A 12,254-nucleotide genomic window follows, 5' to 3' on the forward strand; every position below is an offset into this window, starting at 1 on the left:
CCATCATTTTCATCATAAGTCACGATGAAAATGGTTTTCTTCCACACTTCCGGATTTTCCAACAATATTTCCATCGCCTCGCTCACGTACCAAGGTCCAAACCAAGGCTGACCGGGGTGATCCGAGAAATGGGCGGGAGGCATCAGCCAGGAAACAGTCGGCAGCGTACCATTCTTTACATCTTCACGGAACTGATGAAAAACGTCTCCTTTCGGAACATTCAATGTTCTTTCGGTGCCATTATCATTGTACTGGATGGCAGTAAGCTCATGGAAAAATTCGTCTGCAATGTTGGTGCTAAATGCTTTACTGTTCAGTGCTTTATCTTTCTCTGAAAGGCTGGCTAATGTGTCTTTGTTGAATTTGGTCTGAGCAGTTTCAATGTTTTTGAGCAACCTTTTGGCAGCTGCAATTCGCGTAGCTATTTTTTCATCACCTGCTTCTTTTTCCAGATCGGCAATGGTTTTCATAATATTTTCTCTTTTGCTCTGAAGATTGGCAATGCCTCCCTCGTGGAACCGCACATTGTACGCTTTGAAATATTCCAGAACATTGGTTCCGAAGTTACTCAGCCAAGCACTTTCCTCGCCTTTCAAGCCGTAACCCATCGTCAGCTCGTTTTGGTACACTTTCCAGGCAATGCCGTGTTCTTCCAGGCGTTCGGGATATGTTTTCCATTCCAGTTCGGGATATTCGTAGTTGCTGATGTTCCACAAATGTGCAATTCCGTCCGCCTCATTTTTCTCGCGGACGGTACCCGTCATAAAATAGTATCGATTGGGGTGGGTACCGGTGATGCTGGAACAAAAGTTGTGATCGCAAACTGTAAATGCGTCGGCTAGCGAGTAATAAAAAGGGAAATCGGTACGGTCGCAATAGCCCATGGTGAGCGGGATATGGCCATAATCCTTGTTTCTTGGCTTTTTTGTGTCCAGCCATTTGTCATACTTTCCATTGTTCATGGCGTCCGTCTGGTCGGTCCAGCCGTGGGGAACGGAACCCATCCATGCTACCTTGGTATCTTTGATATTTAACCGGAAAGGAGCATAGGTGTCTCCATTCTTATTGGACTGAAACCAGACTTTATTTTTATCAGGCAATTGTATCGCACGCGGATCATTATACCCCCGCACGCCCTGCAATGTACCCAGCTGATGGTCGAAGGAGCGGTTTTCCTGCATCAGAAATACAATGTGCTCAGCGTCGTAAAATGTACTTCCCGGTTCCGGGTTAATAGCCATTGCTCTTTGAATGACAGGCGGCAACATGTTGGCCATAGCACCCGTACCAGCCAGCAAGGCGGCTTGTTTCAGGAAGTCTCTCCGTGAATCCATTTAAAAAATTACCAGGTTAATATTTATTGAAATAAAAGGATATTGGCGTCAAATATATTTCAGTAAATGCAGGGTAATGTTACCTGACAGTTATGATTTGATCTTTTTTATATGGTTATATTTGAAAAGCACTTTTACACGGAAATTGATGGCCGCCATTGAAGTTATTTCTGAAAAACCCGCTCATCCGACTGCCGCGGAATTTGCAGCGCGAATGGAGAGCTACCGCTCGCCGGTGGAGGCGATGAAGCTGATGCGTTATTTCAAGACCGGAGTGGGGGAGTACGGGGAGGGCGATATTTTCATGGGCGTGCGCATGGGCCAGATTTTTGAATTAGCCAAAGCCTATATCAACATGCCTTTGGAAGAAATTGAAAAACTGCTGGAAAGCCCCATTCACGAAATCCGCACGGGTGCACTGAGCATTATCGACAAGCAGGCGCGAAATAAAAAGACATCACTGAGCCAGCGGAAGGCACTTTATGATTTCTATTTGAGACGAACCGACCGGATCAACAATTGGGACCTGGTGGACATTTGCGCTCCGCATGTGGTGGGAGGCTACCTGTACAGGTCAGGAGAGCCAAGGGATGTGCTTTTCAAGCTGGCGGCTTCGGATAACGTCTGGGAGCGGCGGACGGCTATTGTGGCTACCGGTTATTTTATCCGGCAGGGCGACATTGCGGATACTTTTAAAATTGCAGAACTGCTGCTGAATGATAAGCACGACCTCATTCATAAGGCTACCGGCTGGATGTTGCGCAGTGCGGGACAGATTCACCGCCCGCAACTGCTCAACTTCCTCGATCAATATGCTGCTACTATGCCCCGGACACTTTTACGCTACTCTCTGGAACATTTCGACAAACCTTCGCGCAGCCATTATATGGCATTGAAGCACGCAGGTTAAGTTTTTTGTTACTATTTGGCTGGTGTAATGGTGATATTACGATATTCCACCGGGCCGTGATCTCCCTGAATGTATAGTGGGCCTGGCTCGCCTTCGTTGCTGTCCAGCGCGCCGCCGGTAATGCCCGGGATCTCCTGGTTACTGATCACGGTTTTGCCATTTGCAACCACTGTTATCATTCTGCCTATCAGTGTAATGTCGTAAGAATTCCATTCACCCGCGTCTTTCGCAACCATTTCGCTTGGGGTAAGAAATCCATAAACAGCGCCACTTTGATCCAATGCAGGCTCCATTCCTTTGCTGTCGGTTACCTGTACTTCGTAGCGTCCGCGCAGGTACACGCCGCTGTTGCTTCCTTTGGGGATACGGAATTCGATATGCAGTTTGAAATCATTGAATTTTTCATCGGTGATCAGGTTAGCACCTGATTTTGGACTACGCAGAATGCCATTTTCGGCGATCCATTGGTTGGTAGTACCTGCCGGATGCCAGCCTTTGATTTCGTTACCGCTGGTCAATGGAATGGCTTTTCCCCATGCCGGTTCTGTGGTTTTGCGTAGTGCCGGGGCGCGTACGCCTGTCCAGCTGTGCGTTTTGCCTTCCGGTGTTGTTAATGATCCTGAAATTTTTTCACCGGCAAGCGTACCTTCTACGGTCAGGTTTTTGTCGCCTTTTTCCCATTGTGGCGGAATTTCGAAGTTCAGTTTGCCATCTTTGAAATGTACTTCTGAGATCGGACGGGCGCTGCCGGAAAATCCCGTAAACTGGCCTACCAATGTGTGCGTGCCCGAATGCCTCACTTCCAGCCAGGAAGGTAAAGGTTTTCCGGCTACGTCAACCGTGATATCCCAGCGGCCTTCCAGTGTGGATGCCAGTGGTTTTGATGGATCGGCGTTGGTTGTAAAAGTAGCTGTCAGCAATGTCAGCGCAGATAATGCCAGTTTCCGGGAAGCCCGGCGCAGGTTGGTTTGGAATTTGATGCTCATAAATTTTTAGGTATTAAGAAGGCGTCAATTTATGGATAAAATTTAATATTCAGCTTATAACTGGTACTTCGCCCGCCACCTTGCGGTTCCAGAGCCCCCGCTTCGGCCAAAGCCTGCAAATCGCGCGTCGCGGTTGCCTTGGAGGTTTTCGTGATGGACATGTATTTCTGAGCAGTCATACCACCTTCAAATCCCTGGGGCCCTTCATCCAGCATTCTTTTAATCGCTTTCAACTGACGTTCATTGAATTGGTCTTTGAAAAGGTCAAAGAATTGGGTTTTATGTAATGTGAAATTCAGTATATCCCGGGCTTCAATTTGGGCATCCAAAATGACCTGAACAAAATAGATGATCCAGCCCGTAATGTTATTGCTACGCTGGGCCACTTCCAGAAACTGATAATAACTTTTGCGATCGGCTTCAATTTTCCGGGAAATGCTCAGCATGACCGGCCGGCCCAGTGTTTGGGATAATGCTTTTTCCGCAATGGCGCGTCCTATACGCCCGTTTCCGTCTTCAAAAGGATGTATGGATTCAAAATATAAATGGGCAATGGCGGAGCGTACCGGTGCTCTTTTGATCTCATGCTTTCCGCCCGGCGCTGTTTCGTTGAACCATTGAATAAAGCGCTCCATTTCATTTGGTACTATCGCTGATGACGGTGCCTCAAAATGGACTTTTTCTTTCCCAATCGAACCTGAGACGACCTGCATAGGGGCAGTATCTTTGCGCCACGCCCCGGTATTGATGGTACGGCTGTCTTTCAGCAGCATTTTGTGCCATTCGAACAGTTTTTTTTCGGTCAATGCATCTTCGTACGACTTGCGTACGTCCACCATTAATTCCGCAACGCCTTGTGCTTTTTTATCCTTTACGGGCTCTGCTTTTTGATTTATTCCAAGATTGTTTCGAATAGATGAGGCCACATCCTGGCGACTCAGGTATTCGCCTTCAATTTCAGATGTTTTAATAGCCTCGGCAACCATGATATCAATCAGGGTCTCTACTTTTACAACATCGGGGGCGGCTTTCAATAAACCGCTTACATTTCCTGTTTCCTCAGCAAATGCAATGAGCTGATCGATAGAATCAGCAAGTTCATATTTGAAATCAGGCCAGTCTGGTAGTTGCCAATTGTAATACATGAGCCGATTAAATTCTTTATTCGGCTCAAATATAGCAAATTTATGAGCCGAATAGCATCATTATTCGGCTCATAATTGGGAAAGTGAGCGGCATTTACTAATTTATGGATTATCTCAGCTTCATCAATACGTCCCAAAATGCGAATCTTGACTAGATTTTTACTCGTTTTTTGGGTTTTTGTAGGTTGTCAAAAGGATATACCTGAACCGGATGCCCGACTCAAACCGCTCAAAGGTGTATGGAAGCTTTCGCAGATAAAGGTACAGGACGGGACTTCGCAGGTTTGGCAGGATGTTCCTTATTTTTCACAAAATGATATTGAATTCCGGGCGGACGGGGTGATTCTGGATTATAAAAAGGAAGAGATTTGTTGTAACCCTTCTTCGCTTGTGGTCAATGGTGTCATCATTGAAATCAAAAAATCATTCATTGTACCCAAAAATAATAACTGTGCAGCTGCCTGCAACAGATGTCAAACGTGGCTGATTACCTACACGGATGGTGAACTGATCCTGACGGGGTGTCTGGCAACAGATGTGAAAAAATACAAGCGATAGCTTTACACGAATGGTGCCGTTAATTGAGGTACTGCTTCTTAAACTGTACCGGACTCACGCCCGTTTCTTTTTTAAACAACCGTGAGAAATAGGGAAGGTTTTCAAAGCCTAATGTATATGCGATTTCTGCCACATTGATGTCAGCGCCTTTCAGCAGGTTTTTGGCTTCTGAAATAAGGAAATAATGGATCAGTTCGATCGCAGTTTTTCCGGTTTCCTGTTTCAAAAGGTCACTCAGGTAGCGGGAAGAGGTATTTAGTTGATCGGCCATGAATTTCACCGTTGGTAAGCCCTGCTTGGTCATCAACCCGCTTTGGAAATATTCAGACAGTGAGTGGTTAAATTTGGATACTACCTTACCGGAAATCTCGGTGCGATTGATAAACTGGCGTTTGTAAAATCGCTGGGAATATTTCAGTATCGAATCAATGTGCGCCAGAATGATCTCACGGCTGTATTCGTCCTGATTATTATTGTACTCAATTTCAATTTTGGCGTAAAGGTCCCACAGTATCTGTTCTTCTTTGGGCGATAAATGCAGCGCCTCGTTGGTCTCGTAATCGAAGTAATTATAATTCTGGATTTCGGCATGCAATGGATGACCGTTCAGATAATCTTCATGAACATAGATCGCGAAACCATCTTCTTCCAGTTGCAGATCACGCATTTGAATCGCTTGCCGCGGTTTTGTGAAATACATGGAACCACTGTCGGCATCATACTTGGTTCTGCCATACACGATCACGCCGGACTTCATTTTCTTTAAAGCGATCATGTAAAAATCAGTCGTAAACTCCCTGTCGCCGAACGAGCAGCTCTGGTTACAACGGATGAGGCTCAGCATGGAATTTTCCGGTACCGGAAAGCCATTGTACCGGTGCATATCGCTCAAATTTTTGAAATGGTCCATGATTGGCGGATTGAGTGTTAGCATTGTCACAAGGAGCGCAGTCGAAGTGTTTTTGCAGAGTGCACGTGCACTTCGACTGCCCTCAGTGTGACAATGTGTAAACAGCTTACGAAAGTATTAAATTCCGTGTGCTAGCGTAGAAACTTCGCTCCATTCTTCCCAGGTTGCTAACCGGTCTGAATAAACCTGTTTCACCCACGGCAAGGCCACTTTTCCTAGGAATAGACGTAGCGGAGGATTGGTAGAATCCACCAGTTTGAGAATGGCGTCGGATGTTGCTTCCGGGTCACCGAAGCTCTCGTCAGTCAGGCCGGCCTGGAAATTGGCTTTTACCTGATCATAGGCGTCGATGGGTTCCGAATGCGTAGCGGATGCGCCAGCCCAGTCGGTCGAAAATCCGTTAGGTTCTACCAGGGTAACATTCAACCCAAAGTCTTTTACTTCGCTGGCCAGGCTTTCGCTCAGGCCTTCTACCGCCCATTTGGAGGCATTATACAGTCCAAGTACCGGCAAGGTAGCTACTCCCAATACGCTCGATACCTGAATGATATGCCCATGTTTTTGAGCGCGCATGATGGGTATAGCGGCCTGCGTCACCCATAGCAAACCGAACACGTTGGCTTCGATCTGGTCGCGTGCTTCCTGCTCGGTCGCTTCTTCAATGGCACCGAATAAACCGTAACCTGCATTGTTGATCAACACGTCGATCTGTCCGAAATATTCCTTTGCCTGCTGAACTGCCGCAAAACTCGCGGCTCTGTCGGTTACATCCAGTTTGATCGGCAGCAGCGCGTCGCCGTACTGTGCTTTCAGGTCGTTCAATGTGTCTAGGTTTCTTACTGTGGCGGCTACTTTGTCACCTCTTTTAAGAAATGCTTCTGCCCAGATTTTTCCAAATCCCCGGGAAGCTCCTGTAATAAATATGGTCTTTGTCATTACTGTTTTTGTTAAAAATTGATAATGCAAAGCTATATCCGTGCTGCTTCGCGGATGTTATACAAAAGTCTGAAAAGGTGATACATATTGACCTCGCATGAATAATCCCGACCGGGTTATCATTAGTTTGATACGATGAATAAGTGCAGGAAGGCGGCGTTGTCATTTTTGCTCCAAAATCCCGACATTCGCCTGGCTGCAAATGCTATACACTACATTCATCCTACGATCCAGCTATGAGACCGCGTTTATTCCTCTTATTCATTTTTACATGCCTATTGAATCAGGTGCGTGCGCAACAGGAGGCGCCGCAGCAGACCCTGAACCATTATGTCGAGTTTTTGAGCAAATCAGCTGATGAAGTGACGAGCCGGTTCAATATGTTGCGGCAGTACCAGGAAGAGACGATCCGGTACCGAAAAAAGCCGGATCTATCGCTGCGATTGCCTTCTTCCGGCCCATTAGAAGAGTTCTATTATCACAAAGCATTGGAGGCGAAGGCCCTAACTGCCGGCGAAAAGCAGCAGCTCAATACAGCGACTAGGTCAGTTTGGGAATTGCTGAACAAGCTGGATGACACTGGTAAAGCGCTGGAAACCTACGTTCGACTGAATGCATATAAGGATGATAATTTGAAAAAATCGGACGCGCTCGTCTCGGAAATGCAATCGCTTTTTGGAAAATTCAGAAAGGAAAAGGCGGTCTTCTACCAGCAAATTCAATCCATATACCATCGCTACCAACCTTATTCAGCGTCGGACCCGTATCTCAGCACTGAAAAAGAAATGGAGCAGATATTGATAAGCCAGCAGCAACTACTCGATTCATTACCTTTTTATCTCAATGAGGAAAACCGGTTCGAGTGGCCGGTCGCCAGAGTCCAGCAAAGTATGCTCCGCGATGAAAAACTGCTTGCTGATTTCGGGAAGTTGCAATCCAGGCTGGCTTATCCGGCCTCTGATATGGTAGGTTCTTTCAAATCGGCTTTGCAGGCGATGCAAAGCATTAAAAGTAGCGCCATTGACGATTATAACTTTGCTGCAAAACAGTCTGCTCGTCATGGCAATGAGGTATATGTATCGCTCATGAACCGGTATAATCAGGATTTACTGGCTAACCATAAGGCTTTTATCAATTATAGTAATTCTGCCAGAAGAATGCTGGATTATCCTGCATTCAGTCCGGTAATAGCGCAAGAACCAGCTTCGGCGACGACACCAAAAAATACGAAGACTCCTGCATTTGGGGATAAACCGCTAACGACATTCAATACTAAAAAAGCGTCGTCTCCACCTTCCGTGGCTATGGTGCGCGTATTGAATGATTATGTGGAGTTTATCAATGAATCGCTTCGGCAAATGCATTTGATGCAAGTACTGGTTCGCAACTATCAATCCTCCGCCGAGTACTACCGTGACCAGGCCCGTGCTCAGAAACGGGCGAACCTGACGTATTCCTATGATGATTATAAAGTCCCCGTTTCAGTATACCAACTTTTGCTGAGTGCCAGCGCATCTGTTCCCCAGCCTTACCGTGCCAGCATCAATACCCAGGCCGAAGTGTTGCTGAATGTATTGCAGGAAATGGACGGGCTCAGCGCAGAACTGATTGCCTACACTACCGAAAAACAATATATACAAGACCAGCTTCGTCGGTCTGATGCCATTCTGGATCGTTATGCCGTTCTTTTTGATGTGTTTGACCAGAAAAAGGAACAGCTTTATAAAGATGTGCGGCGCATTCACGAAAGTTACCCGCATGCAAACACGGCAAGTTCATGGTACGTTTCGGGCAATGCCATGTTGAAAACAATGGACAATGGCAGGGAGGATTTCTTTGGTGTAAGAGATTTCCTGAAAGACGAGAAATCTAAACTGCCAGAAACTGGCCAACTGGAAACGGACGCGAAACAACTCATTGCAGACGAGTACCAAAACATGAAGGGACTGAAACGGTACGGTCGTAGTAATGGCCTCTGCCCATATTCGCCCTACGAGGATCTGGCCTCCAACTCTTTGCGATTTGCTGAAATGGTCCAGAAAGTGAAAGCTGTATCAGCCAATGTGACAAGACATCCTTTTGAACCTTTTTACTATTTCTACAACAACGAGCTGGTTTATCAGTACAATAAATTTGTCGAGCTGGCCAATGCAGGCTTGCTTAAAATGATCAATCAGCCTGATATTTTTACTTTCCGCCGTCTCACACCCCAAAAGCCTGACGGCATTGCGCCGAAGAAAACCGAGCCCCAGGTGGGGCTCCCACTCAAACCTAGGGAAGAAACTCCTCTGGAACCCCCGCCAGTTATCGCCGGAAGGACAAATTCGGAACCCATTAAGCAGGAAACCCCAGTCAGTGAGTCCGCAAAACCCATTGTGAAAGAGGCAGATCGGCTTATCGTTACGCAAAAAGATACGGTTTTTGTCGAGCGCGTACGTGTAGACACGGTATATGTAGATCGCACGGTTTCGAACGAACATGTAACCCGCTCGCTGGAAGGTTTTGCGCCTAATAATATGGTATTGTTGCTGGATGTGTCGTCATCGATGAATTCGCCATTCAAAATGCCGCTGCTGAAAAGATCCATCAAATCGTTGCTTACCCTACTTCGGTCAGAGGATCAGATCTCCATTGTCTTATATTCCGGTAAGGCGCGCGTTGTGCTGAAACCGACTTCCGGATCCAAGGCGGCAGAAATCGCCCGGCAGATTGACCTCCTGCAATCGGATGGAGATACGGATGGTAATGAAGGAATTCGGCTCGCATATAAAGTAGCGAACAAAGATTATATCCGCGGCGGTAACAATCGCATTGTACTGGCGACGGACGGCGAGTTTCCGGTGAGCGATGAAGTAATGCATTTGATCGGTGAAAATGCCCGGCAGGATGTGTACCTCACCATATTCACATTCGGACGAAATGCGCAGACCGGACAGCGGTTGAGGAAACTGAGCGAGCTCGGCCAGGGTACCTACGCGCATGTGACCGCAGAAAGTGCCGATTTGCAATTGGTACTGGAAGCACAAGCAAAAAAGCAAACCGCTAAATAGTGATTTGCTTTTTTGTGTTTCTTTTCAGTAACTATTCCCCAAGGATTGCCGGGGCCGTTAATTCTACTTGTCAGGAATGTCCCTGGCCTTGGCGCGGGAAGTTGATCATCCACCCTACGCCGAATTTGTCGTGGAAACTGCCAAAGTAATCGCCCCAGAACATATCGTCCAGCGCCATTTCTATTTCTCCACCGGCGGATAAGCCGTTGAACAGGAGGTCGGCCTCCTCGCGGCTTTCAGTGAAAACAGAGATATATGAGTTGTTTCCCACTTTCAGAACGTGTCCCATTGACGGCACCGTGTCCGACGCCATCAAAATGTCGCCATGACCGATAGGCAATGCAATGTGCATCAGCCTGTTTTTCTCGTTGTCGGGAAGTTGCTCAGCGCCAGGCATCTCCGACATTCTGTTAACAGCCAGGAATTCGCCGCCGAAGACTGATTTGTAAAAATTGAAAGCCTCTTCCGTATTTCCGTCGAAATTGAGGTAGGTGTTTAGTTTTGCCATTGTGAAAAGTGTTTTAGGTTTGATAATGATGTTGCTATCAAGTTGATGTTTCAAAATTATCTGCTTTTTACAATACTAATACTCCCGAAAACGGACATTCGAAGGGGGGGATCGGGACAGAAATGAGCTTATCTGATCAATACTTTGTGAACCCTGGTGTTACTGCCTTCTTTAACTTGTAAAAGGTAGATTCCGGTGGTAATATTCCGGGTTGGCTGCACGGCCAGCTGATGTTCAGAATCGACGCGGGTAGCAATGTCAATGACTGTTCCGGAAAGGCTTTGCATGCGGAGTTGCGCAGTCGCGGGATCGTTTACATGCACGCGGAATCCTGACGCGGGAGCAGGATTTGGGAAAGGTGCGTAGTCCAGTTCAATTTCACTTTTATTCATTTCAACTTCCTCTGCGCCGATCCGCTCTCCAGCCAATCGTTTCGTAACTGCATGTATCCCGAATGTCACTACCCGGCCTTCTCGGGATCCGAAAGTGTATTTGTAAGGGCCTGAGCCTGTTGCTACGCCTTCTGATATACCTGCCGACCAACTGGTACCATTCCATTTTCTGGATTCAATGCGGTCTGAATAATCAAATCCGGTGGTAGCGTCTCCGGCATTCCATTGAAATTGATAAACCCAGGATAATAACGTTCCCGGCGCGGGAACTACTGATCCATGGTTGACGGTGTACATTACATTCACGTGGTGGCCGGGCAGGAATAACGATGGATTGTAGGCAGCGCTCGCTAGCAAATTGGAATAATCCCTGTTGGCTGAGCCAAAGTAAACCCACATCGGCGTATACCGCTCCGGTGAAGGACCGACCGGGAAAAATTGGAAGTTTGGATCGGTGCCCGTCCGGGCGGTGAGGTACAGTGCGCCTGTTCCGTTGGTCACGAAAAACCTGCTGGCATCAGCCCCAGTGATGTTTTGGCAGGTAAGTACATGGGCTCCGATGAGCACTTTTCCTTTGACCAGCCGAGTTTCACATTTGGAGCCTACACGTGCCATAAAACCGATAGATGTCAGCAATTGAATATTTTTTGGATTATTGATCAAAACGCGATCTACCCGCATCGAGTAACCTCTGCTGAGGTCTGCAGAGACGGTCTGCAATTCGTTTCCCCTGAATTCGATTTCGGGAAGATCGATCATCGTATACACATCCTGTTCCAATTTGCCATGTATCCTGACGGCCGAATAGGCATACGCGCCGGTGAGGACAGTGAATGAGCCGGAAGTTCCTTCCACTAGTTTAAGGTTATTGCATTTTGCTTCAATATTTACATTAAAAGACTTGGTGATGATCACATTATCATACGTTCTCGGAACAAAGCCCGATGACCACGACCGCCCGTCACTCCAGATACTGTAATCCCACCCGGGAACCGTCGTATGTACCACTGTTTCGTAGACGTTCAATGCGGTGTAAAGCCCCAATGGATTGCCGTAAGGATAAAAAACAGTCCATTTTTTGCCAACAATACCCGTCCCGGATCCTGGGCTGGTGGCTGCGAGCTGCGAAGTAGGCGTTCCTGAAACCATTTTGGTGATGTACAGTTCCCAACGGTTCACCAATGGATTAAAACGGATAATCTGTGGGGCTATGAATGTGTCATCCGAGCGATTGGCGCGGTACTGGGGATATCCTGCTGCGCCAAGCCCATCGTAAGCGTAGCGGCCATTGACCACATTATTGGCGCCCGGATAATTCTCTACGGCGATATCGGTTTTGATCCCTGCGGAAGCCAGAAAAGTAGTTGCGAGGCAAAAGATGAGTGTGAAAAAAGTTTTCATGTCGATTGTGTTTAGAACAGGACAAAGTTGCGTCAGTTCCTATCCCTGATCAATCGCATGATGATGTGGTTTTTCCTGATCGCAAACCATACAAATACCCATTTAACCAGTTATGTAACCTTTG

At 47.0% G+C, this 12,254-nt stretch carries 10 protein-coding genes; 3 read left to right on the forward strand and 7 right to left on the reverse strand.

All coding sequences use genetic code 11. The annotated features are described in order from the left end of the window. A partial coding sequence (locus tag ABIO93_RS20240; protein WP_348070982.1) for an alkaline phosphatase family protein occupies positions 1 to 1,334 on the reverse strand: 1,334 nt, incomplete at its 3' end. A gap of 148 nt (positions 1,335 to 1,482) precedes the next feature. Between ABIO93_RS20240 and ABIO93_RS20245 the strand changes: the two genes are divergently transcribed. Further along, entirely contained in the window at positions 1,483 to 2,244 is a 762-nt protein-coding gene (locus tag ABIO93_RS20245; protein WP_348070984.1) for a DNA alkylation repair protein, read from the forward strand. An 11-nt stretch (positions 2,245 to 2,255) separates the two neighbouring features. Here ABIO93_RS20245 and ABIO93_RS20250 read toward each other — a convergent pair whose 3' ends face one another. Both ABIO93_RS20250 and ABIO93_RS20255 read right to left on the reverse strand, forming a co-directional pair. Beyond that, the gene (locus tag ABIO93_RS20250; protein WP_348070986.1) at positions 2,256 to 3,230 is read right to left on the reverse strand and encodes a DUF1080 domain-containing protein; all 975 of its coding nucleotides are present in this window, start codon (positions 3,228 to 3,230) and stop codon (positions 2,256 to 2,258) included. Between the two features lie 29 nt (positions 3,231 to 3,259). Continuing rightward, positions 3,260 to 4,375: a Fic family protein gene (locus tag ABIO93_RS20255; protein ID WP_348070988.1), complete on the reverse strand. Its 1,116-nt coding sequence runs from the start codon at positions 4,373 to 4,375 to the stop codon at positions 3,260 to 3,262. A gap of 138 nt (positions 4,376 to 4,513) precedes the next feature. Between ABIO93_RS20255 and ABIO93_RS20260 the strand changes: the two genes are divergently transcribed. Continuing rightward, positions 4,514 to 4,933 (forward strand): hypothetical protein, encoded by a 420-nt coding sequence (locus tag ABIO93_RS20260; RefSeq protein ID WP_348070990.1) that lies wholly within the window; start codon positions 4,514 to 4,516, stop codon positions 4,931 to 4,933. Between the two features lie 19 nt (positions 4,934 to 4,952). On the opposite strand, the gene ABIO93_RS20265 is transcribed toward ABIO93_RS20260, so the two are convergent. Together ABIO93_RS20265 and ABIO93_RS20270 are read right to left on the reverse strand one after the other, a co-directional pair. Beyond that, positions 4,953 to 5,843, reverse strand: coding sequence for a helix-turn-helix domain-containing protein (locus ABIO93_RS20265; protein ID WP_348070992.1), 891 nt, complete (start codon positions 5,841 to 5,843; stop codon positions 4,953 to 4,955). 117 nt (positions 5,844 to 5,960) lie between these two features. Beyond that, a complete protein-coding gene (locus ABIO93_RS20270; protein ID WP_348070994.1) occupies positions 5,961 to 6,779 on the reverse strand; it encodes an SDR family oxidoreductase in 819 nt (272 codons plus the stop codon). A 236-nt stretch (positions 6,780 to 7,015) separates the two neighbouring features. On the opposite strand from ABIO93_RS20270, the gene ABIO93_RS20275 reads away from it, so the two are divergent. Then, positions 7,016 to 9,829 carry a VWA domain-containing protein gene (locus ABIO93_RS20275; protein WP_348070996.1) on the forward strand — a complete coding sequence of 938 codons (2,814 nt, stop codon included), beginning with the start codon at positions 7,016 to 7,018 and terminating at the stop codon, positions 9,827 to 9,829. A gap of 70 nt (positions 9,830 to 9,899) precedes the next feature. On the opposite strand, the gene ABIO93_RS20280 is transcribed toward ABIO93_RS20275, so the two are convergent. Continuing rightward, positions 9,900 to 10,337, reverse strand: coding sequence for a VOC family protein (locus ABIO93_RS20280; protein WP_348070998.1), 438 nt, complete (start codon positions 10,335 to 10,337; stop codon positions 9,900 to 9,902). A 128-nt stretch (positions 10,338 to 10,465) separates the two neighbouring features. After that, the gene (locus ABIO93_RS20285) at positions 10,466 to 12,130 is read right to left on the reverse strand and encodes a T9SS type A sorting domain-containing protein (protein WP_348071000.1); all 1,665 of its coding nucleotides are present in this window, start codon (positions 12,128 to 12,130) and stop codon (positions 10,466 to 10,468) included. Positions 12,131 to 12,254 lie beyond the last annotated feature (124 nt).

It is taken from the genome of Dyadobacter sp. (assembly GCF_039919315.1).
GTDB lineage: Bacteria > Bacteroidota > Bacteroidia > Cytophagales > Spirosomataceae > Dyadobacter.